Source organism: Mycobacterium sp. NPDC050551 (assembly GCF_040674075.1).
GTDB lineage: Bacteria > Actinomycetota > Actinomycetes > Mycobacteriales > Mycobacteriaceae > Mycobacterium.
In genome coordinates, this window is sequence record NZ_JBFARC010000004.1 from 153,033 (window position 1) to 178,086 (window position 25,054).

Annotated in this window: 32 protein-coding genes; 19 read left to right on the forward strand and 13 right to left on the reverse strand. The window is 69.4% G+C overall.

All coding sequences use genetic code 11. The features are described 5' to 3' along the window. Positions 1 to 94 precede the first annotated feature (94 nt). Genes dapB through AB0K11_RS17165 form a run of 4 tightly spaced genes read left to right on the forward strand, consistent with a single transcriptional unit; the run spans position 95 to position 2,221 of the window. Positions 95 to 829 (forward strand): 4-hydroxy-tetrahydrodipicolinate reductase, encoded by a 735-nt coding sequence (gene dapB / locus AB0K11_RS17150; RefSeq protein ID WP_364978974.1) that lies wholly within the window; start codon positions 95 to 97, stop codon positions 827 to 829. Beyond that, positions 826 to 1,290 (forward strand): hypothetical protein, encoded by a 465-nt coding sequence (locus tag AB0K11_RS17155; protein WP_364978977.1) that lies wholly within the window; start codon positions 826 to 828, stop codon positions 1,288 to 1,290. The genes dapB and AB0K11_RS17155 overlap by 4 nt, the downstream gene beginning before the upstream one ends. Continuing rightward, a complete protein-coding gene (locus AB0K11_RS17160) occupies positions 1,287 to 1,742 on the forward strand; it encodes an NAD(P)H-dependent oxidoreductase (protein ID WP_364978980.1) in 456 nt (151 codons plus the stop codon). The genes AB0K11_RS17155 and AB0K11_RS17160 overlap by 4 nt, the downstream gene beginning before the upstream one ends. 26 nt (positions 1,743 to 1,768) lie before the next feature. Next, positions 1,769 to 2,221 carry a hypothetical protein gene (locus tag AB0K11_RS17165; protein WP_364978983.1) on the forward strand — a complete coding sequence of 151 codons (453 nt, stop codon included), beginning with the start codon at positions 1,769 to 1,771 and terminating at the stop codon, positions 2,219 to 2,221. Here the strand turns inward: AB0K11_RS17165 and AB0K11_RS17170 are convergent. Together AB0K11_RS17170 and AB0K11_RS17175 are read right to left on the reverse strand one after the other, a co-directional pair. Next, positions 2,193 to 3,296, reverse strand: coding sequence for a winged helix DNA-binding domain-containing protein (locus tag AB0K11_RS17170; RefSeq protein ID WP_364978986.1), 1,104 nt, complete (start codon positions 3,294 to 3,296; stop codon positions 2,193 to 2,195). The two genes, AB0K11_RS17165 and AB0K11_RS17170, sit on opposite strands and share 29 nt — an antisense overlap. Further along, entirely contained in the window at positions 3,293 to 4,036 is a 744-nt protein-coding gene (locus AB0K11_RS17175) for a dienelactone hydrolase family protein (protein WP_364978989.1), read from the reverse strand. Before AB0K11_RS17175 ends, AB0K11_RS17170 begins: the two co-directional genes overlap by 4 nt. Before the next feature lie 43 nt (positions 4,037 to 4,079). Between AB0K11_RS17175 and AB0K11_RS17180 the strand changes: the two genes are divergently transcribed. From AB0K11_RS17180 to AB0K11_RS17205, 6 genes are all read left to right on the forward strand, one after another. After that, on the forward strand, positions 4,080 to 4,880 hold the full coding sequence (locus AB0K11_RS17180; RefSeq protein WP_364978992.1) for a thymidylate synthase: 801 nt from the start codon (positions 4,080 to 4,082) through the stop codon (positions 4,878 to 4,880). After that, entirely contained in the window at positions 4,877 to 5,362 is a 486-nt protein-coding gene (locus AB0K11_RS17185; RefSeq protein WP_364978995.1) for a dihydrofolate reductase, read from the forward strand. The genes AB0K11_RS17180 and AB0K11_RS17185 overlap by 4 nt, the downstream gene beginning before the upstream one ends. Positions 5,363 to 5,480: 118 nt before the next feature. Next, positions 5,481 to 6,209: a hypothetical protein gene (locus AB0K11_RS17190; protein WP_364978998.1), complete on the forward strand. Its 729-nt coding sequence runs from the start codon at positions 5,481 to 5,483 to the stop codon at positions 6,207 to 6,209. Positions 6,210 to 6,212: 3 nt separating this feature from the next. Beyond that, positions 6,213 to 6,791 (forward strand): TetR family transcriptional regulator C-terminal domain-containing protein, encoded by a 579-nt coding sequence (locus AB0K11_RS17195; RefSeq protein WP_364979001.1) that lies wholly within the window; start codon positions 6,213 to 6,215, stop codon positions 6,789 to 6,791. Positions 6,792 to 6,855: 64 nt separating this feature from the next. After that, positions 6,856 to 7,584: a dienelactone hydrolase family protein gene (locus tag AB0K11_RS17200; protein ID WP_364979004.1), complete on the forward strand. Its 729-nt coding sequence runs from the start codon at positions 6,856 to 6,858 to the stop codon at positions 7,582 to 7,584. A gap of 34 nt (positions 7,585 to 7,618) precedes the next feature. Then, a complete protein-coding gene (locus AB0K11_RS17205; protein ID WP_364979007.1) occupies positions 7,619 to 8,848 on the forward strand; it encodes a crosslink repair DNA glycosylase YcaQ family protein in 1,230 nt (409 codons plus the stop codon). Between the two features lies 1 nt (position 8,849). On the opposite strand, the gene AB0K11_RS17210 is transcribed toward AB0K11_RS17205, so the two are convergent. The 4 genes from AB0K11_RS17210 to AB0K11_RS17225 form a co-directional block, all read right to left on the reverse strand. After that, positions 8,850 to 9,227, reverse strand: coding sequence for a DUF6188 family protein (locus tag AB0K11_RS17210; protein WP_364979010.1), 378 nt, complete (start codon positions 9,225 to 9,227; stop codon positions 8,850 to 8,852). A 76-nt stretch (positions 9,228 to 9,303) separates the two neighbouring features. Beyond that, positions 9,304 to 9,567: a hypothetical protein gene (locus AB0K11_RS17215; protein ID WP_364979013.1), complete on the reverse strand. Its 264-nt coding sequence runs from the start codon at positions 9,565 to 9,567 to the stop codon at positions 9,304 to 9,306. Continuing rightward, positions 9,564 to 10,097, reverse strand: a complete 534-nt coding sequence (locus AB0K11_RS17220) for a DUF4926 domain-containing protein (protein WP_364979016.1) — start codon at positions 10,095 to 10,097, stop codon at positions 9,564 to 9,566. Before AB0K11_RS17220 ends, AB0K11_RS17215 begins: the two co-directional genes overlap by 4 nt. Beyond that, positions 10,094 to 10,474 carry a hypothetical protein gene (locus AB0K11_RS17225; protein ID WP_364979019.1) on the reverse strand — a complete coding sequence of 127 codons (381 nt, stop codon included), beginning with the start codon at positions 10,472 to 10,474 and terminating at the stop codon, positions 10,094 to 10,096. The genes AB0K11_RS17220 and AB0K11_RS17225 overlap by 4 nt, the downstream gene beginning before the upstream one ends. A gap of 75 nt (positions 10,475 to 10,549) precedes the next feature. Between AB0K11_RS17225 and thyX the strand changes: the two genes are divergently transcribed. Genes thyX through AB0K11_RS17240 form a run of 3 tightly spaced genes read left to right on the forward strand, consistent with a single transcriptional unit; the run spans position 10,550 to position 13,944 of the window. Beyond that, the gene (thyX, locus tag AB0K11_RS17230; protein WP_364979022.1) at positions 10,550 to 11,314 is read left to right on the forward strand and encodes an FAD-dependent thymidylate synthase; all 765 of its coding nucleotides are present in this window, start codon (positions 10,550 to 10,552) and stop codon (positions 11,312 to 11,314) included. A 25-nt stretch (positions 11,315 to 11,339) separates the two neighbouring features. Beyond that, entirely contained in the window at positions 11,340 to 12,242 is a 903-nt protein-coding gene (dapA, locus tag AB0K11_RS17235; RefSeq protein ID WP_364979025.1) for a 4-hydroxy-tetrahydrodipicolinate synthase, read from the forward strand. Between the two features lie 22 nt (positions 12,243 to 12,264). After that, positions 12,265 to 13,944: a ribonuclease J gene (locus AB0K11_RS17240; protein WP_364979028.1), complete on the forward strand. Its 1,680-nt coding sequence runs from the start codon at positions 12,265 to 12,267 to the stop codon at positions 13,942 to 13,944. Here the strand turns inward: AB0K11_RS17240 and AB0K11_RS17245 are convergent. The 5 genes from AB0K11_RS17245 to AB0K11_RS17265 form a co-directional block, all read right to left on the reverse strand. Further along, complete coding sequence (locus tag AB0K11_RS17245) at positions 13,931 to 14,296, reverse strand: hypothetical protein (protein ID WP_364979031.1); 366 nt, start codon at positions 14,294 to 14,296, stop codon at positions 13,931 to 13,933. The genes AB0K11_RS17240 and AB0K11_RS17245 overlap by 14 nt on opposite strands. Before the next feature lie 2 nt (positions 14,297 to 14,298). Continuing rightward, positions 14,299 to 15,360, reverse strand: coding sequence for an oxygenase MpaB family protein (locus tag AB0K11_RS17250; RefSeq protein ID WP_364979034.1), 1,062 nt, complete (start codon positions 15,358 to 15,360; stop codon positions 14,299 to 14,301). 40 nt (positions 15,361 to 15,400) lie between these two features. Beyond that, a complete protein-coding gene (locus tag AB0K11_RS17255; protein WP_364979037.1) occupies positions 15,401 to 16,033 on the reverse strand; it encodes a TetR/AcrR family transcriptional regulator in 633 nt (210 codons plus the stop codon). A 197-nt stretch (positions 16,034 to 16,230) separates the two neighbouring features. Beyond that, on the reverse strand, positions 16,231 to 17,058 hold the full coding sequence (locus AB0K11_RS17260) for a mycofactocin-coupled SDR family oxidoreductase (RefSeq protein WP_364979040.1): 828 nt from the start codon (positions 17,056 to 17,058) through the stop codon (positions 16,231 to 16,233). A gap of 31 nt (positions 17,059 to 17,089) precedes the next feature. Continuing rightward, complete coding sequence (locus tag AB0K11_RS17265) at positions 17,090 to 17,404, reverse strand: putative quinol monooxygenase (RefSeq protein WP_264013469.1); 315 nt, start codon at positions 17,402 to 17,404, stop codon at positions 17,090 to 17,092. A 176-nt stretch (positions 17,405 to 17,580) separates the two neighbouring features. Here AB0K11_RS17265 and AB0K11_RS17270 point away from each other — a divergent pair, with 176 nt between their 5' ends. Further along, positions 17,581 to 20,109: a DNA translocase FtsK gene (locus AB0K11_RS17270; RefSeq protein ID WP_364979044.1), complete on the forward strand. Its 2,529-nt coding sequence runs from the start codon at positions 17,581 to 17,583 to the stop codon at positions 20,107 to 20,109. A gap of 4 nt (positions 20,110 to 20,113) precedes the next feature. On the opposite strand, the gene AB0K11_RS17275 is transcribed toward AB0K11_RS17270, so the two are convergent. Next, positions 20,114 to 21,112 carry a hypothetical protein gene (locus AB0K11_RS17275; protein WP_364979047.1) on the reverse strand — a complete coding sequence of 333 codons (999 nt, stop codon included), beginning with the start codon at positions 21,110 to 21,112 and terminating at the stop codon, positions 20,114 to 20,116. A 2-nt stretch (positions 21,113 to 21,114) separates the two neighbouring features. Then, complete coding sequence (locus tag AB0K11_RS17280) at positions 21,115 to 21,600, reverse strand: amino-acid N-acetyltransferase (RefSeq protein ID WP_269896262.1); 486 nt, start codon at positions 21,598 to 21,600, stop codon at positions 21,115 to 21,117. A gap of 78 nt (positions 21,601 to 21,678) precedes the next feature. Between AB0K11_RS17280 and pgsA the strand changes: the two genes are divergently transcribed. From pgsA to AB0K11_RS17305, 5 genes are all read left to right on the forward strand, one after another. Beyond that, entirely contained in the window at positions 21,679 to 22,284 is a 606-nt protein-coding gene (pgsA, locus tag AB0K11_RS17285) for a CDP-diacylglycerol--glycerol-3-phosphate 3-phosphatidyltransferase (RefSeq protein ID WP_364979050.1), read from the forward strand. After that, positions 22,262 to 22,750 (forward strand): CinA family protein, encoded by a 489-nt coding sequence (locus AB0K11_RS17290; RefSeq protein ID WP_364979053.1) that lies wholly within the window; start codon positions 22,262 to 22,264, stop codon positions 22,748 to 22,750. The genes pgsA and AB0K11_RS17290 overlap by 23 nt, the downstream gene beginning before the upstream one ends. Before the next feature lie 130 nt (positions 22,751 to 22,880). After that, entirely contained in the window at positions 22,881 to 23,213 is a 333-nt protein-coding gene (gene clgR / locus AB0K11_RS17295) for a transcriptional regulator ClgR (protein ID WP_364979056.1), read from the forward strand. A 169-nt stretch (positions 23,214 to 23,382) separates the two neighbouring features. Next, a complete protein-coding gene (gene pspA / locus AB0K11_RS17300; RefSeq protein ID WP_364979059.1) occupies positions 23,383 to 24,204 on the forward strand; it encodes a phage shock protein PspA in 822 nt (273 codons plus the stop codon). A gap of 19 nt (positions 24,205 to 24,223) precedes the next feature. Beyond that, positions 24,224 to 25,054 (forward strand): hypothetical protein, encoded by an 831-nt coding sequence (locus tag AB0K11_RS17305; protein WP_364979062.1) that lies wholly within the window; start codon positions 24,224 to 24,226, stop codon positions 25,052 to 25,054.

Sequence of the window (25,054 nt, forward strand, 5' to 3'; positions counted from 1 at the left end):
CGTGCCCTCGGAACGCTCGCGGGAGGTGCCCCCGCAAGCGGGCGGTGCCCCCGGCACTCTCGCGCAGATGAAGGCGCCGACTAGGCTCCCAGGCATGCGAGTAGGGGTGCTGGGTGCGAAGGGCAAGGTCGGCGCGGCGATGGTGTCGGGTGTCGAGGCGGCCGACGATCTGACCCTCTCGGCGGCCGTCGACGCCGGCGACCCGCTGAGCCTCTTCGTCGACAACGACACCGCCGTGGTCATCGACTTCACCCACCCCGATGTGGTGATGGACAACCTGAAGTTCCTCATCGACAACGGCATCCACGCCGTCGTGGGGACCACGGGCTTCACTGACCAGCGGCTGGCCCAGGTGCGGGACTGGCTGTCGGCGAAGCCTGACACCGCGGTGCTCATCGCCCCGAACTTCGCGATCGGCGCCGTGCTGTCCATGCACTTCGCACAGCAGGCGGCGCGGTTCTTCGACTCCGTCGAGGTCATCGAACTGCATCACCCGCACAAGGCCGACGCGCCGTCGGGAACGGCGACGCGCACCGCGAGGCTCATCGCCGAAGCGCGAAAAGACCTGCCGCCCAACCCCGATGCCACCAGTACCGGCCTGGACGGTGCCCGCGGCGCCGACGTCGACGGCGTCCCGGTGCACTCGATCCGGCTGGCCGGCCTCGTCGCGCACCAGGAGGTGCTCTTCGGCACCGAGGGTGAGACGCTCACCATCCGTCACGACAGCATCGACCGCACGTCGTTCGTGCCGGGAGTGCTGCTCGCGGTGCGGAAGGTGTCGGAGCGGCCGGGGCTGACCATCGGCATCGAACCACTGCTCGACCTATGACCGAAGGCGGGCGCGCGCTGCGCATCCAGGTGCTCATCGGCTTCATGTGCGTGGCGCTCGTCGTCTACTTCATCCTGCTCGGCCGCATCGCCATGGCCTTCATCACTTCTGGCGAGGCGGCGGCCATCGGCCTCGGGGTGGCGCTGCTGGCGTTGCCGCTGATCGGCATCTGGGTCATGGTGAGCACGCTGCGTGCCGGCCTGGCGCACCAGCGGCTGGCCCGGACGGCACGCGAGCGCGGGATGGAACTCGACGTCGACGCACTGCCGCGGATGGCGTCTGGACGCATCGAACGTGACGCGGCCGACGCGCTGTTCCAGACCGTGCGCGCGGAAGTGGAAGCCGAGCCGGACAATTGGGTGCGCTGGTACCGACTGGCCCGGGCCTACGACTATGCCGGCGACCGCAGCCGGGCCCGCGAAACCATGCGCAAGGCCGTCGAACTGGAGGAGCGGACGTGAGCAGGACGCTGCTCGTCGTGCACCACACCCCGTCACCGGCGACCCGGGAGCTGCTGGAGGCGGTGCTCGAGGGCACACGCGACCCGGACGTCGAGGGTGTCGACGTCGAGCTCCGGCCGGCGCTCGCCGCCACCCTTCCCGACATGCTGGACGCCGACGGCTACCTGTTCGGCACCACCGCCAACTTCGGCTACATGTCCGGGGCGCTCAAACACTTCTTCGACACGGTGTACTACCCGAGCCTCGACCACGTCGCAGGCCGCCCATACGGGTTGTGGGTGCACGGCAACAACGACACCGTCGGCGCCGCCGCCGCGGTGGAGAAACTGGCGACGGGTCTGGCGCTGGCCAAGGTCGCCGACGTGCTCGAGGTCACCGGGCCGGTCGATTCCCGCGTTCGCGAACGCGCGTACGAACTCGGTGGCACATTGGCAGCCACCCTGATGAACTGACGTTCACCCCACGACGAGGAGGACCCATGCCGGGAATCGCCGAACTCGCGCTCGGTGCGGCGCCGCTGGCGGGAGGCGCCCTGCTCGGCGTGGTAGCGGGCAACATCAAGGGACCCGACGTTCGGGGCCTGATCATCAAGGACTTCGACCTGCTCGAGCGGATCCCGGACGACCAGCCTGAACTTCGAGCCGGACTCAAGCGCAGCATCGACCAGCGCATCGCGGACTTGGTCGCCGCGAACGACCGCAGCCGGGAGATGCGAACGGCGGCGATGTCGTATCAGGGCGACTGGCGTGACATCTTCGTCTTCATCTGCGCAGTCCTGTTCACGATCATCTGGTGGAACGTCAAGCACGACCGTCCGAACTGGCTGGTGATGTTCGTCGCGATGATCATCCTGTCCATCGCCGCCGGCATCTACGCCGCGCGCGGCCTGCTGCGTGCGGTGTTCAGGCGTCGTCGTCAAGGGAAAAGCTGACCACGGGATCCTCGACGTCGAAAGCGCTGCGCAGCAACCGAATTCCCTCGGCCTCGATCTCGGCTGACGCGGCGTCCGCGAGCTCGGTGTAGGGCGTCACTCGCAGCACGGTGGCGGCCGCGCGACCCTCGAGTTCCCAGGTGCCCGCAACGAATCCGTCGACCAGCACGGTGCCGGGGAACACGCCGTTGCCGCCGGCGAACAGCCGCTTGCGGTGCGCGTCGCTGAGCACCCGCGTGCGGTCGGCATGCGAGAGCACCAGGTTGTCGAACGCTGCGACGAGGCGCACCGGCGCAGGGTGGTCGGGATCCGGCCGTGGTGCGTCGGGCAGATCGTAGACCCGCCGGCCGCTGTCGGTCTGCAGCCGGATCAGCCGGTCGGAGAGCCGGTCGAACACCTCGCCGAGCCGGGTGAGACCGCTCCACGTCTGCATGTCGGCCACCGAGGCCGGCCCGAAGGCGCCGAGGTAGCGCAGAACGAGGTCGTCCACCGACAGCGTCTCGGTCGACGGGCCGAGCCAGCCCGCCGCAGTGGTCAACCGAACCTGCCCGCTGCGCTGCCACAGCGCCCGCGGCGGCACCTGAACCAGCGGCACCAGGCTGCGACCGATCTCGGTGAGCGCCCGCAGAGGGCAGTCCGGCCACCGCTCGGCCAGCCGGGCACCCAACTCGGCCGGTGTGAGCGCCTCGATGTCCAGGATCTCGGCGGCCGTGGCGGCGACGGCGTCCACGTCGACGTCGCCGAGGGCGGCACCGTGCATCGCGCGCAACATCCGGTCCAGCAGAGGCTGTACCAGCGGACGCAACCGGTGGGCGTCGGCCGCACTCACGAGGTGAATCGTGCCGCGCATCAGCACGATTCGCACAGCCCGGCGGTCGAGCAGCAGCCCGGACAGCTCGTCGGCGGTGAAGTGCTCGAGCCGACTCCAGAGTCCGTAGTAGGGCGGGAACGGGGCCTGGGCCTGCATGCCGACGAGATGTTCGAGGGCGTCGAGAGCGCTCATCGACGAGCGCTGCAGAAGCAGCTGGCGGGCCAGGGTGGCCCGGTTCAGCGCCCGGTCCGACAGCGGGGTCAACTGGGCAGTGCGCTCTCGAACAGCTCCTGCAGGGCGATCCAGTGCCGCTCGGCGGCTTCCTCGTCGTAGGGCACGTTGTCCGGAACGGCGAATCCGTGCCCGGCGGGATAGATCTCCACGGTGTGCGTGACGCCGGCCGCGGTGAGCGCCTTCTCCAGCGTCTCGGCGTCCTCGGTGGTGAAGGACCTGTCGTTCTCGGCGCCCGCGACGTAGATCGTCGCGGTCATCCGGTCGGCGAGCAGGTGCGGGCTGGCGTCGTCGCCGTCGACCACCAGGCCGCCGCCGTGGAAGGAACCGGCCGCGCCGACGCGGTCGGGCAGCAGCCCGGCCAGCGTCACCGAGATGCGCCCGCCCATGCAGTAGCCGCAGACGCCGAACCGGTCGCCGCGCACCTCGGGGCGAGCGGCGAGGAAGTCGAAGAAGGCGTTGGCGTCGCCGGCGACCCGCTCAGGCGTCAAGGAACTGATCATGCCGAAGAGCCGCTTGCGTTCCGCCTCGTCGGTGAACACCGTGCCCATGTCGAACGGAGCCCAGTCGCCGTCGCGGTAGTAGACGTCGGGCAGCAGCACGGCGTGGCCGAAGCCGGCCAGCCTGGCGGCCATCTCCTGGAACGTCGGGCGCACGCCGCCTGCGTCGGGGAACATCACCACACCCGACCATGGGCCGGTGCCGTTCGGAGTGTGCAGCGTGACGGGGCAGGCGCCGTCGGGTGTGTCGATCGTGGCGTTGATACTCGGCATGGCTTCGTTTCTACTCGCCGGGGGTGGACGTAAGCTGGGCGGCGTGCCGATCGAGACGCCGTACGAGGATCTGCTGCGTCTGGTGCTCTCGGAGGGGACGCCGAAATCCGACCGCACCGGCACCGGCACCCGCAGCCTGTTCGGCCATCAGCTGCGCTACGACCTGACTGCCGGATTCCCCCTGATCACCACCAAGAAGGTGCACACCAAGTCGATCGTCTACGAGTTGCTGTGGTTCCTGCGCGGCGACTCCAACGTGAGATGGCTGCAGGAGCGCGGCGTCACGATCTGGGACGAATGGGCTTCGCCGACAGGCGATCTGGGCCCGGTCTACGGTGTCCAGTGGCGGTCGTGGCCGACGCCGTCGGGTGAGCACATCGACCAGATCACCGCGGCGCTCGACCTGCTGCGTTCCGACCCGGATTCGCGGCGCATCATCGTCTCGGCCTGGAACGTCGGGGAGATCCCGCAGATGGCGCTGCCGCCGTGCCACGCGTTCTTCCAGTTCTACGTCGCCGACGGGCGGCTGTCGTGCCAGCTCTACCAGCGCAGCGCCGACCTGTTCCTCGGCGTGCCGTTCAACATCGCGAGCTACGCGCTGCTGACGCACATGATGGCGGCCCAGGCCGGGCTCGGCGTCGGAGAGTTCGTCTGGACCGGCGGTGACTGCCACATCTACGACAACCACGTCGAGCAGGTGACGCTGCAGCTGAGCCGCGAACCCCGGCCGTACCCGCAGCTACAGCTGGCGCACCGCGACTCGATCTTCGACTACACCTACGACGACATCTCGATCCTGAACTACGACCCGCACCCGGGCATCAAGGCCCCGGTCGCGGTATGACCCTGGGCCTCATCTGGGCGCAGTCCACCTCGGGGATCATCGGCCGTGACGGCGGCATCCCGTGGCGGCTGCCCGAGGACCAGGCCCGATTCAAGGAACTCACCATGGGTCACACCGTGGTGATGGGCAGGCTGACCTGGGAGTCGCTGCCCGCCAAGGTGCGTCCACTGCCGGGACGCGGGAACGTCGTCATCACCAGGCAGGCGGACTACTCCGCCGACGGCGCCACCGTGGTCGGCGAGCTCGACGAGGCGATCTCCGGAGACGACGACACCTGGGTGATCGGCGGCGCCCAGATCTACACGCTCGCGATGCCGTTGGCGACGCGGTGCGAGGTCACCGAGGTGGAGATCGACCTGCCGCGGGAGGACGCCGACGCGGTGGCACCGGTCCTCAACGGCGACTGGGTGGGGACCGAGGGGGAGTGGCTGACCAGTGCCGCCGGCCTGAGGTACCGGTTCTTCAGCTACCGCCGATCCTGAGTCGTACCGTCCCGGCCGCGCACTGAGCGCATCTCACGGTAGGAATGCCGCGCCACACCGTCGCGTTGGGTAAGACGACCGGTCGTATTGGCGGTCACAGCGATGAAGGGAGACTGCAATGAAGCTTCTCGACGAGGTCCTCGCCGCTCACGGCGGAATCGACCGGTGGCAGCAGCTCGACACACTTGGGATCCACCAGATCGTCGGCGGCGTGCTGTGGCCGCTGAAGGGCGTCGGCGGCATCCTCGACGACTCGACGGTCGACATCCGTGTGCAGGAGCAGCACACCTGGCACCGACCGCTGCCGGCGCCGGGATTTCGGTCGCACTTCACCCCGGGCCAGGTGGTGATCGAGCACGATGACGAGGAGCACCAGCAGGTTGAGGTGCTGCGCGACCCTCGCTCGTCCTTCACGGGTCACACTCTCGAGACGCCCTGGTCACCAGCGCAACTCGCGTACTTCTCGGGATACGCCATGTGGACATATCTGACCGAGCCCTATCACCTGACCCTTCCCGGCGTGCAGACCGAGGAGCTCGGCACCTGGCAGGAGCGCGGTGAGACCTGGCGACGTTTGGCCGTCCGGTATCCCGACGACATCGCCACCCACAGCTCCGATCAGGTTCTCTATGTCGACGCCGACGGACTGTTGCGCCGGCGCGACTACCAGGTCGACATCGCCGGCGGATCCCCCGCGGCGCACTACATGGACGACTACCGCGAATTCGACGGCATCGTGCTGCCGGTCACGCGCATCGTCCACCCGCGCGGCGACGACGGCAGGCCGGTCGAGGACACCGTCACGGTGTCCATCGACATCGACGATGTGCGGACCGTCTGGAGGTAGGCCGTGCCCAAGCCCAGTCTTCGCGAGGCTCTCCTGGACGCCGGCTTCGCGGCGTTGCACGCCGGTGGGTACACCGCCACCGGCGTGGCGACGATCGCGGCAGCCGCACACGCGCCGAAAGGATCGTTCTACAACCACTTCCCGAGCAAGGAAGCGCTCGCCCTCGAGGTGCTCGCCCGGTACGGCGAACAGCGTCGGCTCTCACTGCTCGAGCAGCTCGGGGTGCCTGCAGCGCAACGCGTCCGCAACCACCTCGAACACCTGAGGGACGACCTCGCCGCGTACGGCTACCGGCGCGGCTGCATGTACGGGAACTTCGCCGCCGAGGCGCCCGCGGACGCGCCTGCGGTCACCGCCGCCGCGGTCGCTGCGCTGGGGAGATGGCGCAGCGTGCTGGCCGCCGCGATCCGCGACGGGCAGCAGTCCGGGGAATTCGCTCCGGACATCGACGCCGGTGCTGCGGCTGAGCTGATCGTCGACGCGTGGGAGGGCGCGGCGCTGCGGGCGAAGAGCTCCGGCGAGAGCACACCGGTCGACAACGTGACCGCGCTGATCTTCGATCGCATCCTGTCGGTGCGTTAGGGCGAGGTGCCGATTCTTCGGCTACCGCCGATCTCGAGTCGTACCCTCGACGCGGGGGTGCGGCATGGTGCGGTTGCACGATTTCGGATACGACCACGACGGGTTACGCCTGAACGGGCACCTCGCATCTCCGGATGGGCCCGGACCGCACCCGGCCGTCCTCGTCCTGCACTCCGCCCTCGGGATCGACGACGACGCCTGCCGGCGCGCCGCTGATCTCGCGGCCCTGGGATATGTCGCACTGGCCGCGGACATGTACGGCAAGGGGCGCGATCTCGACCGCGAACAGATGGGCCGGTCCTTCGTCGAACTGCAGACCGACCCCGAGCTGCTGCGCGCACGGGTGGTGGCGGCCTTCGACGTAGTACGCGCCGTCGCCGGGGTCGACCCGGCGCGGGTGTCTGCGCTCGGATTCTGCTTCGGCGGGCAGTGCGCGCTCGAGCTGGCCCGCAGCGGCGCCGCGATACGTGCGGCGGTCAGTTTCCACGGACTGCTCCGGACGGCGAACCCGGCGTGCCCGGGCGAGGTCACCGCGAAAGTGCTCAGTATCAGCGGTGCCAAGGACCCCTTCGTTCCGGCAGAGGACGTGGCGGTGTTCCAGCGGGAGATGGCCGACGCCGACGTGGACTGGCAGATGACCGTGTACGGCCAGGGTTACCACGCGTTCGCCATGTCCGACATCGCCGCGCATGGCGTCGACGGAGCGGTCTACGACCCGTTCCTCGACCACCTGTCCTGGGCGCAGGCGACGGCGTTCCTGGCGGCCGCCGACAGGGGAGTGCCGGTGCCGTAGACGGGCTGTCGGTGGCGTCGGGCACGATGACCGGATGGTGTCGAGGCTGACGGCCGATGCGGCCCGCCGCGTTGCTGTGTCCGCCCAGGGTTTCGCGGAGGTGAGACCCTCGGGTCCCGTCACCCGCGCGCACCTGCGGCGGCTGATCGGCCGGATACAGGTGCTGCAGCTCGACTCGGTATCGGTGACGGTGCGCGCGCACTACGCGCCTGTGTTCAGCCGTCTCGGCGGGTACGACCGGGACGTGCTCGACGCGGCGGCCTGGCGGCACAGTGCGCGCTCGCCCAGGCTGCTGGTCGAGTACTGGGCGCACGAGGCGGCGCTGATGGCCGTCGACGACTGGCCGCTGATGCGGTGGCGGATGCGGGAGTACGTCCACGGCCGCTGGGGCACCGAGATCGTCCGGAACAACCCGAAGCTCGCCGAGGACGTCGTGGCGGCGGTGGCCGAACTCGGTCCGTCCACGGCAGGTCAGATCGAGGCCCACCTGGAGGCGGAGCCGCGGGGCCGCAAGGGTCCGTGGTGGGACCGCAGCGAGACCAAGTGGGTGGCCGAGGCGCTGTGGTCCTCCGGCGTGCTGACCACGGCCACCCGGGTGGGCTTCGCCCGGCACTACGACCTGGCCGAGCGGGTGCTGCCGCCGGAGGTGCTGGCGCGGCAGGTCGACGACGACGAGGCGATCCGCGAACTGGCGCTGCGTGCGGCGACGGCGCTAGGGGTGGCCACCGAGGCCGACATCCGCGACTACTTCCGGCTGTCGGCCAGACAGATCAAGCCGGCGCTCGCCGATCTCCTCGACGCGGGACTGCTGGAGGCCGTCGAGGTCGACGGGTGGGCCGCTCCGGCGTATCTGCGATCCGGCCAGACCGTGCCGCGCCGGGACCGGGGCACTGCGCTGCTGTGCCCGTTCGATCCGCTGATCTTCTTCAGGCCGCGGGTGGAGCGCCTGTTCGGGTTCCACTACCGCATCGAAATCTATGTGCCACAACCCAAAAGACAGTTCGGCTACTACGTGTGGCCGTTCCTGCTCGACGGCCGCCTGGTGGGCCGGGTGGACCTGAAGGCCGAACGAGCGGCCGATGCGCTGCACGTGCTAGGGGCGTTCACCGAGCCAGGGGAGCGGCCCGCGGAAGTGGCCGCCGCGCTGTCCGTCGAGCTGCGCCGGATGGCGGACTGGCTGGGACTGGCCGACGTGGTGATCGGGGAGCGCGGGGACCTGGCCGGCGCGTTACGCGCCGCTGTCCGCGCACCGGTATCGGGATGAGTCAGGAGCCGGTCCAGATCGCGAGTTCGCCGCCGGGCACACACACAACTAGAAAGCCGGCCGGACCGCTGACGTTCCACGCTTCATAGTTTGGGTCCGGCTCGACAGTCAGCCGGGTCGAGTCGTCGAAACCGATCGTCAGCGCCCCTGCTTCGGACACCCGGGCATCGACGATGCGGTGCCCGACGAGACGACTCAGCCGCGCACGTACCTTGTCCGGGTCGGCCTCCGGCGACAGTTCGACGCTGCGGTCCGACAAGTGAAAGCGGAACGGCGATTCCACCGTCACGTTGTACGTGTCCGACAGCCGCACCTGCAGGGTGTACTCGACGTGAACGGACGTGACCGTTCTGCCGCACAATCGGAGATCCGTCGTCATTGTGAATGTCCGTCGTGTGGATCTGATAATGACGTCAACGCGTTGACGACCTCGCGTCTCATCTCGGGATATCGCATTACTGCGGCCATTCCGCGATCTGTTCCGCGTTGACGCGAGAGAGGATCTCGCTGACCGTTCGCCCGTATTCCGTCGGCTCCCAGTCCCGGTCGAGATGATCGACCAACTCCTCGCCGAGGGTGTTCACGAACTCCACGGCATCCGGTCGCGACAGCGTAGGCGCCGTGCGGATCCGGTCGGCCAGTTCGGGTGCGCGACGGGCCAAGATCTCGACGAGCAACCCGGCCTGATCGCGGGTGAGGAACTCGAATTCGCCGTTCAACAGCTGATGACCTCGATCTCGTCCGGGCGCGGCCACCGACTGGGCACTTCGTCGGTCACCCAGGCGTATTCGAGCCCGGACAGCCGCCCACCCTGGACCCAGATGAGGATCTCACCCCGGTACTCATCCGCATTCGGCACGAATGCCCGCACCGGCAGGGGACCGTCCGGTACGTCGGCACTCGGCGAGTCACCCGGGGTACGGATGTCGAGTATCCAGTCGGTCGAATGGCGGACGAACGCCCCGGCGAGCCCGTCGAGCAACCCGGAGAACGAGGGCTGGGCCGCGACGACGGCCGTCATCACCGCCATCTCGTCATCGGACATCTGCCGCCACACGACGTCCACGTCGTCGGCGACGAGCGTCACCACGACGCTCTCGAGCCCGTCGCAGAACTCCACCTCGAAGGCGGGCGCGCCGGACGGACCGCGACCGTGATCGATCACCACCGTCCCCTCGCGGCCGGCCTCGACACCGTGCTCCGGCAACGCCCTGCGCAGCCGGACGACGTCGTACTCCTTCGGCGTCACGGCGCGTCCCGCATGACGAACCGCGGCGGGCCGGCGCACCGGATCCGAACCCGTCCCCAGTCACCCGCGACCTCGTACCCGCCGGCGGCCGACGTCAGGCTGTCGATGTTGCCCAGATCGATCTCACCGGTCGCGTCGACGTAGCGCTGCGTCGAGCGCTGCAGCCAATCGATGTGCGCCACGTCCGAGAACACCAGCGCACCGTCGGCGTAGCAGTACTGCTCCCCGGGAAGCGGATCGCGGTACGCGGGATGCTCGGGGGTGAGAACGGCCGACATCGAGAACGTCAGTCGTCCGGCCCTTTCGACGATGGCCAGCACATAGCTGTCCTCGAGGTAGAGGTCACGCAATCCGGGCAGCTCGGCGTAGTCGGTCATCGGTCCGTCCAGCGTAAGGCGGCTCCGGCGGGCCACCGGTCACGAATCCGGCGGCCGTCGCACTAAGGTGAGCGCGTGGCCGAGACCGCGCCGCTGCGCGTGCAACTGATCGCGAAGACCGACTTCGTGGCGCCGCCGGACGTCCCGTGGAGCACGGACGCCGACGGCGGCGAGGCGCTGGTCGAGTTCGCCGGCCGGGCGTGTTACCAGAGCTGGTCCAAGCCCAATCCCCGCACCGCCACCAACGCCACCTACCTGCGGCACATCATCGACGTCGGGCACTTCTCGGTGCTGGAGCACGCCTCGGTGTCGTTCTACATCAGCGGCATCTCCCGGTCGTGCACCCACGAGCTGATCCGGCACCGCCATTTCTCCTATTCGCAGCTGTCACAGCGGTATGTCCCCGAACATGATTCGCAGGTGGTGATCCCGCCCGGCATGGAGGATGACCCGGAGCTGGTCCGGATCTTCACCGAGGCCGCCGACGCCAACCGGGCCACCTACACCGAGTTGCTGGCCCGGCTGGAAGGCAAGCTCATCGGCGACCAGTCCGGTGACCGGTCGGCCGTGCTGCGCCGCAAGCAGGCCCGCCAGGCCGCCCGTGCGGTGCTGCCCAACGCGACCGAGACCCGCATCGTCGTCACCGGCAACTACCGCGCCTGGCGGCACTTCATCGCGATGCGGGCCAGCGAGCACGCCGACGTCGAGATCCGCAGGCTCGCCATCGCGTGCCTGCGCCAGCTCGTCGACGTCGCCCCCGCGGTGTTCGGCGACTTCGACATCGCGACGCTCGCCGACGGCACCGAGGTGGCCACCTCGCCGCTGGCTACGGAAGCGTGAACACCAGCGGGTAATCTTGGTGTCCGTGAGCACCGGCGGATTCGACGTGACGGCCCGACTGGGCACCGTGCTGACCGCGATGGTCACCCCGTTCAAGCCGGACGGCTCCCTGGACACCGCCACCGCCGCCCGGTTGGCCACCCACCTGGTCGACGCGGGCTGCGACGGGCTGGTGCTCTCCGGGACCACCGGCGAGTCGCCCACCACCACCGACGGCGAGAAGCTGACGCTCCTGAGCGCCGTGCTCGAAGCCGTCGGAGACCGGGCCCGGGTGATCGCCGGCGCGGGCACGTACGACACCGCCCACAGCATGAACCTGGCCAGGGCCTGCCATGCGGAGGGCGCCCACGGGCTGCTGGTGGTGACGCCGTACTACTCGCGGCCCTCGCAGTCCGGCCTGCTCGCGCACTTCACCGCGATCGCCGACGCGACCCCGCTGCCGCTGATCCTCTACGACATCCCACCGCGCTCGGTCATCCCCATCGAATGGCCGACCATGCGCACGCTGGCCGAACACCCGAACGTCGTAGCGATCAAGGACGCCAAGGGTGATCTGCACGGCGGCGGGCGGATCATCGCCGAGACCGGCCTGGCCTACTACTCGGGCGACGATGCGCTGAACCTGCCGTGGCTGGCCGTGGGTGCCGTCGGGGTCGTCAGCGTATGGGGCCACCTGGCCGCCGGGCAGATCCGCGACATGCTGTCCGCGTTCCACTCCGGTGACGTCGCGACCGCACGCAAGATCAACGGCACCCTGGCGCCGCTGGCGGACGCCCAGGCCCGCCTGGGAGGGGTCACCATGTCGAAGGAGGGGCTGCGCCTGCAGGGCTTCGAGACCGGTGATCCGCGGCTGCCGCAGCTCGCGGCGACCCCCGCCGAGGTCGAGGAACTGGCCCGGGACATGCGCGCTGCGGCGGTACTGAAATGACCACCGCCCGGACGGCACGGTGATGGAGACTCCCGAGCTGACGCCACCGCGTCCACTGGCACCGGGTGGCCTGCGGGTCACCGCACTCGGCGGCATCAGCGAGATCGGCCGCAACATGACGGTCTTCGAGCACCTCGGCCGGCTGCTGATCATCGACTGCGGGGTGCTCTTCCCCACCCACGACGAGCCCGGCGTCGATCTCATCCTGCCGGACCTGCGGCACGTCGAGGGACGGCTCGACGACGTCGAGGCCCTGGTGCTCACCCACGCGCACGAGGATCACATCGGCGCCATCCCGTTCCTGCTCAAGCTGCGTCCGGACATCCCGGTGGTGGGTTCGAAGTTCACGCTGGCGCTGGTGGCGGAGAAGTGCCGCGAACACCGCCTCAAGCCGAAGTTCGTGGAGGTCCAGGCGGGCGGGCGCAGCACCCACGGCGTCTTCGAATGCCAGTACTTCACCGTCAACCACTCCATCCCCGGGTGCCTGGCGGTGGCGCTGCACACCGGCGCCGGAACCGTCCTGCACACCGGTGACATCAAGCTGGACCAGATGCCGCTCGACGGCGTGCCGACCGACCTGCCGGGGATGTCGCGGCTGGGCGACGCCGGTGTCGACCTGTTCCTGTGCGATTCGACCAACGCCGAACACCCGGGCGTCAGCCCGTCGGAGAGCGAGATCGGCCCCACGATGCACCGGCTGATCCGCGGTGCCGAGGGGCGGGTGATCGTCGCGTGCTTCGCCTCGAACGTCGACCGCGTGCAGCAGATCATCGACGCCGCGGTGGCACTGGGCCGTCGGGTGTCGTTCGTCGGCCGGTCGATGGTGCGCAACATGGGCATCGCGCGGGAACTCGGATACCTGAACGTCGGCACCGACGACGTGCTCGACATCGGCGCCGCCGAGATGATGCCGCCGGACCGGGTGGTGCTGATCACCACCGGTACCCAGGGCGAACCGATGGCCGCGCTGTCCCGGATGTCACGCGGCGAGCATCGCAGCATCACCCTCACAGACGGTGACCTGATCATCCTGTCGTCGTCGCTCATCCCCGGCAACGAGGAAGCCGTCTACGGGGTCATCGACGCGCTGGCGAAGATCGGCGCCCGGGTGGTCACCAATGCCCAGGCGCGCGTGCACGTCACGGGTCACGCCTACGCCGGCGAGCTCATGTTCCTCTACAACGGCGTGCGACCGCGCAACGTGATGCCGGTGCACGGCACCTGGCGGCACCTGCGGGCCAATGCGAAGCTGGCGACGACGAGCGGCGTGCCGGAGGACAACGTGGTGATCGCCGAGAACGGTGTCAGCGTCGACCTGGTGGCAGGCAAGGCGAGCATCGCCGGAGCGGTCCCGGTCGGCAAGATGTTCGTCGACGGGTTGATCACCGGTGACGTCGGTGATGCCACGCTCGGCGAACGGCTCATCCTGTCATCGGGTTTCATCGCGGTGACCGTGGTGGTGCACCGCGGCACCGGCCGCCCCGCCGGTCCGGCGCACCTGTTCTCCCGCGGCTTCTCCGAAGATCCCAAGGCGCTCGAACCGGTTGCGCGCAAGGTGGAGGCCGAGTTGGAGTCGCTGGCCGCGGACACGGTCACCGACCCCGGGCGGATCGCCCAGGCGGTGCGCCGCACCGTCGGCAAGTGGGTGGGGGAGACCTACCGCCGTCAGCCGATGATCGTTCCGACGGTCATCGAGATCTGAGGGCCCTGTCATCGACGCGTTCCCGGCTGCTGAGCAGCAGCGCGACGGACAGGGCGACGCCGATCGACATCAGCGACGCGGTCCAGCCGCGCCGGATCCAGATCGCCGAACGGCATTGTCCGACGTAATCCGTCTGTGAGGGTTGGGTTTCCGCTGCTGCCGCTTCGGCGTCCGCGGTAGCGGCCTGGCTGTAGTCGGCCGCGAAGCCGCTACCGCACGTGATGCGGAATCCCCACTGGTCGAAGTCGTCGAGCGACGTCGACCAGTACAGCCCCAGGAATCCCACGCCGATCATCGCCGCTGCGACGAGAGCCAGCGTGACCCGGTCGCGCATCGCCCTTTTCAGTCGCATCCTCAGGCCAGGGAACCCAGGATGGGCTCGGACTCGATGAGGCCTTCGTCGCTGGGCGCGATGTGCTGTCCGAACACGCGCTTGGCCTGGCGGTCCCGCAATTCGCGGTGCGCGACGGCGGGTGGTTCGAAGCCGTAGCGCGTCCGCGCCTCGGCGGGGGTGAGCGTCTCTCGGCGGGCCGGGGGCACACCGAGTTTGACGGGCGCCACGACGGGATGTGTCATCGGCGACAGCACCTTCAGCATGGCGAGTTCGGCCCGCGGGCTCACGGTCATCGCCCGGAAGGCCGTCCACAGCACGGGCCGGACCGCGACGTCAACGATCCTGGGCTGGCGGATACCGCTCATCTCGCGCATCCAGTGCGGCATGGTGGCGATGGTGCCGGCCCGCAACACCTCGGCGACCACCCGCGCCACCGGGCGCGCGGCCCTGGGCATCGGTGGCAGCATCACCTTGGCGTCGAGCAGGTGGTCCATCGCCTGTACGGCGATCTCGCTGCCCGCCAGCTGCGGCCGCATCTGCTCGAAATAGCGCCGCACCCCATCGCGGGTCCGTGGCACGTCCTCGGGCGAGCAGGTCTGCAGTTCGGCGGCGACCGCGCATTCCTCCCAGTAGCGGGCTTCCTCGTCGGCAGGCAACGGGCCGGGACCGTACTTCTCGTAGGCGTAGAGGATCGAGTGCCACGCGGTCAGGTGGATCCACAGCTGCGAGGCAGGGTCGTTCGCGTCGTACCGCCCGCCGCCGTAGGGTTCGGTGCCGATCGCCTTCGAGTGGATCTTCACCAGAACATCCGAGGCGGTGGCGGTTTCGCGTGTTCCGCCGAAGGCGACCAGCGCGAAATAGTGCAGCGTGCGGTCGTACCGGGTGCGCGGGCGCTTGTAGATGTCGTGGGTCGTGTCGACCGCGGCGACGAGGTTCGGGTCGAGTTCTTCGACGACGACGGCGCGCTGGAATCCGACCGTGAGCGATGTCGGATACCCCCACACCTTCCAGGTCACCGAGTCAGGCCCGAAGAACCCGTAGTCCTCGTGAGCGGTCACGCGCTCGAGACTCGTTGTGGACATGCGACTTCCCTTCAGTGGTGGGTGGAGCTGCCGAAAAGTGCTATGCGGCGGCGAAGGCCTGGCACATCATCCGGCCGTAGAGCTCGCCGAGATCGTCTGCGGTCCAGGGGTTTGCGTCATCGAGGAGTGACCGGACGGCTGCCTCGGAGGAGGACATCAGCAGCTCGACCAGGACGGGCAGTTTGGCCTCGGCGTCGGCCATCGACCACCATTTCTCCAGCACAGGCGCCAGCCAGGCCGACATCGCATCGCCGAGTTGGGCACGCACGCGGGCGAACCGGCTTGCCACGGCGGGATCCGGGGTGGCGAAGAAGACGAAGCGCCACGACTGTGGCCGGGCCTGCACGACCCGCAGCAGCGACTGGAAGCCGGTGGTGAACGCGTCCTCAGGGGTGTCGCCGCGGGCAGAGTGCAGCGCCTCGACCAGTGCATCGCGCAGAACGGCGGTCTCACGCTCCAGTAGTGCCGAGATGATCTGGATCCGGTCGGCGAAGCACGCATAGACCACCGGGCGGGTGACGTTGAGGCGTTGCGCGACAGCGCCGATGGTGACCTCGCTGACGCCCTGCTCGAAGGTGATGGCCAGGGCGGCGTCGAGGACCTGCGGTCGGCGGCGCTCCGGGCCCAGGTGGGCGGCCCGGCTGCGTCGACGCGACTTCACGGCGGTGGCCATGAACGCAACGTACCAGCGGAAGCTACATCTGTGAAGGAAATTTCTGCATGAATGTAGGAAATTCCTTCACCAGTGAAGGTTCATGTCGGTCGGGGATGGCCGCTGTGCTGCAGGAACAGATTTCGGGGACAGCAAGAAAATCGCGGCGGACGGGCCGCCGGTGAGACCGAGATGAGAGTGCTCTCATCTGCGGCGCGTCAACGTTTGTTGACGAACCCCGCGTCGACCGGCAGCGTGACGCCGGTGATGTAGCGCGCCTCGTCGGACACCAGCCAGGCCACCGCCGCGGCGATGTCCTCGGCCTGCAGTGTCTGCACGGGCAGGGCATTACCCATGTCCGGGCCGCCCTTGTGCTCCTGGGCCAGGCCCTCGAGCCAGCTGCGGGTGAACTCGTTGTCGATCATCGGCGTGTCGACGCCGGCAGGGTGCACCGAGTTGACCCGGATGCTGTGTGAGGCAAGCAGATTGGCGTAGACACGCATGATGCCCACGATGCCGTGCTTGGCGGCGGCATAACCGACGGAGCCCGCCATCGGCGAGGCCAGACCGACCAGGCCCGCCACGGAGCTGGTCAGCACCATCGCCCCGCCGTTGCCCGCCTTGACCATCGGGCGCGCCGCGAGCTCCACGGTGTGGAAGACGCCGGTCAGGTTGACGTCGATGACGTCCTGCCAGGCGTCCTCGCCGGCCATCGGCGCGATACCGGCGTTCGCCACCACGATGTCGAGCCGTCCGCCCAGCGCCTCGACGCCGTCGGTCAGCGCGGCCTTGAGCGCCGCACGGTCCCGGACGTCGGCCTGCGACGCGACGATCCGCGCGCCGGTGTCCTCGACCAGCTTGACCGTGGCGGCCAGGTCGTCGGCGGTCGCCAGCGGGTAGGGGACCGACGCGATCTGGTCACAGATGTCGACGGCGATCACGTCGGCGCCCTCGGACGCCAGCCGGACGGCGTGCGCGCGACCCTGGCCGCGGGCGGCTCCGGTGATGAACGCGACCCTGCCCGCGAGCGGTTTGTCGACAGCCATCAGGCCCCTCGCTTCTTCGCGCAAGCGCTCATCAGGGCCGCAGCGAGCCCTTGGCCGGGTCGCCCGCCACCACGGCCTGCGCCACCTTGATGTCGGGAGCGCCCGCGAGGTGCTCACCGACCTCGGCGAACATCTGCGTCACCGCGGGTGCCTGGCCGTGGGCCGCCAGCGCGTCGCCGTCGGCCCACTGCTCGACGAAGATGAAGGTGCCGTTCGTCTCGTGCAGCGAGTACAGGTCGCAGCCCGGCTCCTGATGAACCTCGGCGACGGTGCGCTTCATGATCTCCCGCACGGTGTCCACGGATTCCGGCTTGACCTGCATGGTGGCGACGACGGTGACGGGCATGGGCAGATGACTCCTCGTGGGGGCGGCGGGTGGCCGTCCGGCGCGTTGACCGGACAGGTGTCCACCTTAAACAGCGGGCCAGGCAGCGATGTGAGGCAACCCGGGGTCTTTGCAACCAATCTGTGACCCGTGTGGCAGATGGTGATAGTGGGGTTCATGCGACTAGGCTGAGCGCCATGGCAAGTAAGACCGTTGCCCGGTCCGGAGCGCGTTCCGGCAGGTCAAAGGCGGGTACGCGGAGCACGGCGCGACCACGCAAGTCGGCGCCCGCCCGCCGCAAGCCCGCTTCACGCGGACACGCCTCCCCACTGGCCACCGCCGGGGCCGCCGTGGGCCGTGGCGCGCGCGCCGGATGGCTGATGCTCGCCCGGGGCGCCGGGTCGACGGCGCGTTCGGTCGGCCGGGCCCGCGAGATCGAGCCGGGCCACCGCCGCGACGGCATCGCCCTGGCGCTGCTCGGTGTGGCCGTGGTGATCGCCGCGGGCTCGTGGTTCGACGCCGCCCGCCCTGTCGGCGCCTGGATCGACACCGTGCTGCGGACACTCGTCGGCTCCGCGGTGGTGCTGGTGCCGGTGCTGCTCGTCGCCGTCGCGGTGACACTCATGCGCAGCGAACCCGATCCGGAGGCCCGGCCGCGACTGATCCTCGGCGCCACGATGATCGCCCTGCCCGCCCTGGGGCTGTGGCACCTGTGGTCCGGTTCGCCCCAGGCGCCGACCGACCGCCGGCACGCCGGCGGCTTCACCGGGTTCGCGATCGGCGGGCCGCTGTCCGACGGACTGACCGCCTGGATCGCCGCACCGCTGCTCTTCATCGGCGCGCTGTTCGGGGTGCTGCTGATCACCGGCACCACGATCCGCGAGGTGCCCGCCACCGTGCGCGAGATGTTCGGCGCCCGGCAGTTCAGCGACGACGAGTACGACGAATACGACGACGACTACGACGACGAGCCGCACGACGCTGCTGCCGAGGACTTCTCCGACGGCTACTACGACGACCCGGCCGGCTATCTCGGCGACGAGCCGCAGGCGTGGCCGTCGCCGACGGGCACCCCGATGGAGAACTACCCGCTCGACCCCGAGGACGTCGGCGATGCGCCGACCGTGCCCGAACCGGCCGCCGCCAAGGCGAAGCGCAAGAAGCCTGCCGCCGACAGGAAGGCGGCCAAGCCCGACACCGACACACTGACGCTCGACCGGGTGGTCGAGGGCCCCTACGTGCTGCCGCCGCTGGACCTGCTCATCGCCGGTGACCCGCCCAAGCGCCGCAGTTCGGCGAACGACCAGATGATCGACTCGATCAGCTCGGTGCTCGACCAGTTCAAGGTCGACGCGGCCGTCACCGGGTGCACCCGCGGACCGACCGTCACCCGCTACGAGGTGGAACTCGGCCCCGGCGTGAAGGTCGAGAAGATCACGGCGCTGCACCGCAACATCGCCTACGCGGTGGCCACCGAGAGCGTCCGGATGCTGGCGCCCATCCCGGGCAAGTCCGCGGTGGGCATCGAGGTGCCCAACACCGACCGCGAGATGGTCCGGCTCGCCGACGTACTCACCGACCCGAAGACCCGCCGCGACCACCACCCGCTGGTGATCGGCCTCGGCAAGGACATCGAGGGCGAGATGATCTCGGCGAACCTGGCCAAGATGCCCCACCTGCTGGTGGCCGGTTCCACCGGGTCGGGCAAGTCGAGCTTCGTCAACTCGATGCTGGTGTCGCTGTTGGCGCGCGCCACGCCCGAAGAGGTCAGGATGATCCTGATCGACCCGAAGATGGTCGAGCTGACCCCGTACGAGGGCATCCCGCACCTCATCACGCCGATCATCACCGAGCCCAAGAAGGCCGCCGCGGCGCTGGCGTGGCTGGTCGAGGAGATGGAGCAGCGCTACCAGGACATGCAGGCCTCCCGGGTGCGGCACATCGACGTCTTCAACGAGAAGGTGCGCACCGGGGAGATCAGCACGCCGCTGGGCAGCGAGCGCGTCTACAAGCCGTACCCGTACATCCTGGCCATCGTCGACGAGCTGGCCGACCTGATGATGACCGCGCCGCGCGACGTCGAGGACGCGATCGTGCGGATCACCCAGAAGGCCCGCGCGGCCGGTATCCACCTGGTGCTCGCCACCCAGCGGCCGTCGGTCGACGTCGTCACCGGTCTGATCAAGACCAACGTGCCGTCCCGGCTGGCCTTCGCCACCTCGTCGCTGACCGACAGCCGGGTGATCCTCGACCAGCAGGGCGCCGAGAAGCTCATCGGCATGGGCGACGGGCTGTTCCTGCCGATGGGCGCCAACAAGCCGATCCGGCTGCAGGGTGCGTTCATCACCGACGAGGAGATCCAGGCCGTCGTCGCCGCGACGAAGGAGCAGGCCGAACCGGAGTACACCGAGGGTGTCACCGCGGTGAAGGCCGGCGAGCGCAAGGACGTCGACCCCGACATCGGCGACGACATGGACGTCCTCCTGCAGGCCGTGGAGCTGGTGGTGTCCTCGCAGTTCGGCTCGACCTCGATGCTGCAGCGCAAGCTGCGGGTCGGGTTCGCCAAAGCCGGCCGGCTGATGGACCTGATGGAGACCCGCGGCATCGTCGGGCCCAGCGAGGGTTCCAAGGCGCGCGACGTCCTGGTCAAACCCGACGAGCTGGCCGGAACGCTGGCGCTGATCCGCGGCGGCAGCGACGCGACAGGTGGCGACGGCGAGGACTGACCCCTCAGCAGGTCTCGTACCGCTGGGACAGCTCGCGTTCGAGTGGCAGCGGTACATGGTCGGCGTCGTGCCGGTAACACCCGCCGATGATGAGTTCGGCGGCACCCTCACCGGTCTGCGCCGTCATCTCGACCGGCCGGCCGAACCGGGTCAGCAGGCCGGCCACGGCGAAGGCGATCCGGCGGGCGTCGGCTTCGCTGCCGTATCCGTCCGGCAGGCCGATCTCGACCTCGGTCTCGGCCTGGCGACCGCGCTCGGCCGGCACCGTCGTGGTTCCCCGGGCCTCCTCCGAACCGCCTACGACCGTGCTGATCTCGCGCCAGGTCTGCAGGTCGGCGTCGGTCGGGGGCCGGGGCGTCGAGTAGTACGTGTGCGGATGCCGGTAGGGGTCGGCCGGCAGCGAGATGCCCCAGGATGCGTCGGCCAGTGCCGGATCGGCGGCCTGGGCGGCGAGCGCCTCCGCCGAGGTGGCGTCCGGGCGCAGCGTCACGGTGATGCCTCGGCTGTCGCCGGACCCGTTCCACCGGGGCTGCGTCAGCGCGACTCTGGCGGCCACCGGCGACCGAACCGTCCGCAGCCACACCGCGGCACTGTCCGCGACGGCGTCGGCACCGGCGTTGCTGATGGTGGTCGAACGCCCGAAGGAGAACGACGCCTCCGAGTATTCGAGGATGCCGGAGTTCTTCGGCGGCGGCGGGACGACGGGCAGGCGCAGCGACAGTTCGGCGGAGTCCTCGGCCAGGCCGGTGCCGGTGGCGTGCTCGACGAAGTACCCGCCGACCTGGCGTACCTGCGGTTCGGTGATGTCCGGACGCAGTGTCACCGTCAGGTCGAAGTTCTCCCCGTTGGTGAAGTCGTTGTGATAGCGCACCTCGGTGTCGGCCACCCCGGGCATCCCCTGGACATGACCGTCGAGATCCTGCGCGTCGTCCTCACGGTTGGTCACACAGCCCGCGGCGCACACGACGAGCAGAACCGCCGGTATCGCGACGACAGGGCGCATCGTCAGAGGGTCAACAGCATTCGGGTGTTGCCCAAGATGTTCGGCTTCACGTAGGACAGGTCGAGGAACTCCGCGACGCCGGTGTCATAGGAACGGCACATCTCCTCGTAGACCTCAGCGGTCACCGGAGTGCCCTCGATCTCGGCGAAGCCGTGCCTGCTGAAGAACTCGACCTCGAAGGTGAGCACGAAGATGCGCTGCAGCCGGAGCTCGCGGGCGACGTCGAGCAACCGGTCCACGACCAGATGTCCCACGCCGCGTCCGCGCACCTTGGGGTGCACCGCCACGGTGCGCACCTCGCCGAGGTCCGCCCAGAGCACGTGCAGGGCGCCGCAGCCGAGCAGCTCACCGTCCACCTCGGCCACCCAGAACTCCTGGACCGCCTCGTAGAGCGTCACGAGATTCTTCTCGAGCAGGATGCGGCCCGCGTAGACGTCGACCAGCTCCTTGATGGCGGGCACGTCGGAGGTCCGGGCACGGCGCACCACGACCCCGCCGGGCTGCTGGGCGTCCGCTCCGCTCACAGCTGCGAGAGTATCCGCATCGGCTACCGATATTCTGTTGCGGTGCCGGGCCAACCCCATACCGATCCGGTGGTGCCGCGCGCCCGTGTCGCGAACCTCGCCAATGTCCTCACCGGTGTGCGGATGGCCCTTGTCCCGGTGTTCCTGGTCGCGCTGTTCGTCGGCGACGGTCACGAGACAGTCTGGCGGCTAACGGCTTTCGCCGTTTTCACGGTCGCGGTGATCACCGACCGGTTCGACGGCGCGCTGGCGCGCAGCTACGGCATGGTGACCGAGTTCGGCACCCTGGCCGATCCCATCGCCGACAAGGCGCTCATCGGCGCGGCGCTGGTCGGGCTGTCGATGCTCGGCGACCTGCCGTGGTGGGTGACGGCGGTGATCCTGGCCCGTGAGATCGGCGTCACCGTGCTGCGCTTCGCCGTGCTGCGTCACGGCGTGATCCCGGCCAGCCGGGGCGGGAAGCTCAAGACCCTGGTCCAGGGTGTGGCGATCGGGCTGTTCGTGCTGCCGCTGCACGCCTGGCCCGGGCCGTGGCTGACCACGGCGTGGGTGATCATGTGGGCCGCGATCGTGCTCACGGTGCTCACCGGTGTGGACTACGTCGTGTCGGCGATCAGGGATTCCCGTGGACGACCCGCTGCTCACTGACGACGCCCGGGCGTTGGTCGCCGACCTCACCGTCCGCGGGCAGAGCATCGCCACCGCCGAGTCGCTGACCGCCGGACTGCTCGCGGCCACACTCGCCGGGGTGCCGGGAGCGAGCGTGGTGTTGCGCGGCGGGCTGGTCACCTACGTCGAGGACACCAAGATCTCGCTGGCCGGGGTGCCGCCCCAGGTGCTGGAGGCGGTCGGCCCGGTCGCGGCGCCGACGGCGCGGGCATTGGCCGTCGGGGCCCGCCAGCGCTGCGGGGCCACCTGGGGTGTCGGCCTCACGGGTGTGGCGGGCCCGGAACCGCACGGCGGCCATCCGGTCGGCACCGTCTTCCTCGGCCTGGCCGGGCCGGTGGACACCGACGTGGTGCAGTTGAGCCTGTCCGGCTCGCGGTGGGACATCAGGGTGGCGGCGGTCAACGAGGCGATCGGCCGGTTGCGGGAGATCGTCGAAGCGCAGTGATCGCGGCGCTCGCGGCAAATGGTCATGACGATGCGGGAACCGCCCGGCGAACCACGGCGTTCTACTTGATGACGTCTGAAACGACGACGTCGAAACGGACGAGGACGCTTCCGGCGAAAGAGGAGGGCACATGGCGGCATTGCTGCGCGAGGTGATCGGTGAGGTGTTGCGCCGTGCCCGGACATCGCAGGGCCGCACCCTGCGGGAGGTGTCGGACTCCGCCCGGGTCAGCCTGGGCTATCTGTCCGAGGTGGAACGCGGCCGCAAGGAGGCCTCCAGTGAGCTGCTCGGCGCCATCTGCGGAGCGCTCGACGTGCCGCTGTCGCGGGTGCTCTCCGATGCCGGCCACGAGATGGCGGGTCAGGAACACGCCGCCGCGAGCCGTCCGCCGGTCGGCGCGACCAACATCGACGTCAGCACCAAGGTGGTCATCCCGCAGGTCGTCTCCATGGCGGTCGCCTGAGTCCCTGACCGGCCCGGGACCGCGCAAAACTCCCGCAGGGGTGTGGTGACGTGCGTGGAACCGATAAGTTGGCACAGGAGAACTAGGGGCGCCCCGTCGCGGCAATGATGATCTCGACGGCGACCCGGACCGAAGACACGAACAACGACTCTTAAGGCGGAGCGAACTCATGGCCAATCCGTTCGTCAAGGCGTGGAAGTACCTCATGGCGCTCTTCAACTCGAAAGTCGACGAGTACGCCGATCCGAAGGTGCAGATCCAGCAGGCGATCGAGGACGCGCAGCGCCAGCACCAGGCGCTGACCCAGCAGGCCGCCCAGGTGATCGGCAACCAGCGCCAGCTGGAGATGCGGCTCAACCGGCAGCTCGCCGACATCGAGAAGCTGCAGGTCAACGTCCGTCAGGCATTGACGCTGGCCGATCAGGCCGTCGCCAACGGTGACGCCGCCAAGGCCACCGAGTACAACAACGCCGCCGAGGCGTTCGCCGCGCAGCTGGTCACCGGCGAGCAGAGCGTCGAGGATCTCAAGACGCTGCACGATCAGGCGCTGCAGGCGGCCGGCCAGGCGAAGAAGGCCGTCGAGCAGAACGCGATGATGCTGCAGCAGAAGATCTCCGAGCGCACCAAGCTGCTGTCGCAGCTGGAGCAGGCCAAGATGCAGGAGCAGGTCAGCACCTCGCTGCGGTCGATGAGCGAGCTGGCCGCACCGGGCAACACGCCCAGCCTGGACGAGGTGCGCGACAAGATCGAGCGCCGCTACGCGACCGCGATGGGTGAGGCCGAGCTCGCGCAGAACTCCGTGCAGGGCCGGATGATGGAAGTGCAGCAGGCCAGCGTGCAGATGGCCGGGCACTCCCGGCTGGAGCAGATCCGTGCCTCGATGCGGGGCGACGCCCTTCCTGCCGGCGGCAGCCCGGCGGCAGGCGCCACGCCCGCCGCCCCTGCGGCCAACCCGAACCAGGCCTCCCCCGAGAATCCGCTCAGTCAATAGCTCTGGAAGGGATCAGCGCATGACATCCCGGACGACAACCAGGTTGCGTCGGAACCCGGTCCTGCGCTCGAGCGTGCAGCGTGGCATCGACACCGCTGCCGAGTTCTCCGACGTGCTCGCCGAGAAGCTGCACGCCGCCGCCGATCCCCGCGCCAAGGCGCTGCGCAAGCGCCGCTGGGCGCTGCGGCTGGGCCTGTTCTTCGTCGTCTCGGCGGTGTTCTGGGTGCTGGTGACCGTCGTGCTGGCCTCCTGGAGCACCCCGGCCTGGGCGCTGCTGATCCCGACGCCCATCGCGGCGGGCGCCGCCTTCCTCGCGACGCTGTGCCTGCTGCGCTACCGGTGGCTGCGGTCCACGCCGCTGCCCCCGGAGCGGGCGCGCGGAAGCAGGCGGCTGCCGCCGTGGACGTCCGCGGCGCGCAGGCCGATGGCCGCGCTGGTCGACGCCGAACGGGGACTGCTGTCACTGCTCGGGGTGCTCGAGCGGGGGCGGATGCTGCCGGCCGACGAGCTGCGTGAACTCCGGGCGGCGGCCGAGCACTCGGCGGAGACCATGGCGGCCACCGCGGCCGAGGTGGTGTCGATGGAACGGGCGCTCGGTTCCGCACCGCAGGCCCGCGCCCACCTGGCGCCCACCATCACCGCCTTCACCGGTCAGATGGATCAGGGTGTCCGCCAGTACCACGAAATGGTCACGGCTGCTGCGCAACTGGTGTCAGCAGCCAACAGTGGTCCGATGTCGAGTTCGCCGTTGTCGGCCCGGCGTCAGCGCGACGAGCTGGTGAACGCGACCGATCGGCTCAACGGCTGGGCGCAGGCGTTCGACGAGCTGGGGCGGCTGCGCCGGGCGTGA

What these genes read in the sequence shown, in the direction of transcription:
- AB0K11_RS17245 (WP_364979031.1), bottom strand. Translation starts at nt 14,296, where the DNA reads ATGCGACTGAAAAGGGCGATGCGCGACCGGGTCACGCTGGCTCTCGTC.
- AB0K11_RS17270 (WP_364979044.1), top strand. Translation starts at nt 17,581, where the DNA reads ATGGCAAGTAAGACCGTTGCCCGGTCCGGAGCGCGTTCCGGCAGGTCA.
- AB0K11_RS17190 (WP_364978998.1), top strand. Translation starts at nt 5,481, where the DNA reads ATGAAGCTTCTCGACGAGGTCCTCGCCGCTCACGGCGGAATCGACCGG.
- AB0K11_RS17185 (WP_364978995.1), top strand. Translation starts at nt 4,877, where the DNA reads ATGACCCTGGGCCTCATCTGGGCGCAGTCCACCTCGGGGATCATCGGC.
- AB0K11_RS17260 (WP_364979040.1), bottom strand. Translation starts at nt 17,058, where the DNA reads ATGGCTGTCGACAAACCGCTCGCGGGCAGGGTCGCGTTCATCACCGGA.
- pspA (WP_364979059.1), top strand. Translation starts at nt 23,383, where the DNA reads ATGGCCAATCCGTTCGTCAAGGCGTGGAAGTACCTCATGGCGCTCTTC.
- AB0K11_RS17275 (WP_364979047.1), bottom strand. Translation starts at nt 21,112, where the DNA reads ATGCGCCCTGTCGTCGCGATACCGGCGGTTCTGCTCGTCGTGTGCGCC.
- dapB (WP_364978974.1), top strand. Translation starts at nt 95, where the DNA reads ATGCGAGTAGGGGTGCTGGGTGCGAAGGGCAAGGTCGGCGCGGCGATG.
- AB0K11_RS17200 (WP_364979004.1), top strand. Translation starts at nt 6,856, where the DNA reads ATGGTGCGGTTGCACGATTTCGGATACGACCACGACGGGTTACGCCTG.
- AB0K11_RS17255 (WP_364979037.1), bottom strand. Translation starts at nt 16,033, where the DNA reads ATGGCCACCGCCGTGAAGTCGCGTCGACGCAGCCGGGCCGCCCACCTG.
- AB0K11_RS17205 (WP_364979007.1), top strand. Translation starts at nt 7,619, where the DNA reads ATGGTGTCGAGGCTGACGGCCGATGCGGCCCGCCGCGTTGCTGTGTCC.
- AB0K11_RS17155 (WP_364978977.1), top strand. Translation starts at nt 826, where the DNA reads ATGACCGAAGGCGGGCGCGCGCTGCGCATCCAGGTGCTCATCGGCTTC.
- AB0K11_RS17175 (WP_364978989.1), bottom strand. Translation starts at nt 4,036, where the DNA reads ATGCCGAGTATCAACGCCACGATCGACACACCCGACGGCGCCTGCCCC.
- AB0K11_RS17210 (WP_364979010.1), bottom strand. Translation starts at nt 9,227, where the DNA reads ATGACGACGGATCTCCGATTGTGCGGCAGAACGGTCACGTCCGTTCAC.
- AB0K11_RS17240 (WP_364979028.1), top strand. Translation starts at nt 12,265, where the DNA reads ATGGAGACTCCCGAGCTGACGCCACCGCGTCCACTGGCACCGGGTGGC.
- clgR (WP_364979056.1), top strand. Translation starts at nt 22,881, where the DNA reads ATGGCGGCATTGCTGCGCGAGGTGATCGGTGAGGTGTTGCGCCGTGCC.
- AB0K11_RS17305 (WP_364979062.1), top strand. Translation starts at nt 24,224, where the DNA reads ATGACATCCCGGACGACAACCAGGTTGCGTCGGAACCCGGTCCTGCGC.
- AB0K11_RS17250 (WP_364979034.1), bottom strand. Translation starts at nt 15,360, where the DNA reads ATGTCCACAACGAGTCTCGAGCGCGTGACCGCTCACGAGGACTACGGG.
- AB0K11_RS17265 (WP_264013469.1), bottom strand. Translation starts at nt 17,404, where the DNA reads ATGCCCGTCACCGTCGTCGCCACCATGCAGGTCAAGCCGGAATCCGTG.
- AB0K11_RS17225 (WP_364979019.1), bottom strand. Translation starts at nt 10,474, where the DNA reads ATGACCGACTACGCCGAGCTGCCCGGATTGCGTGACCTCTACCTCGAG.
- AB0K11_RS17165 (WP_364978983.1), top strand. Translation starts at nt 1,769, where the DNA reads ATGCCGGGAATCGCCGAACTCGCGCTCGGTGCGGCGCCGCTGGCGGGA.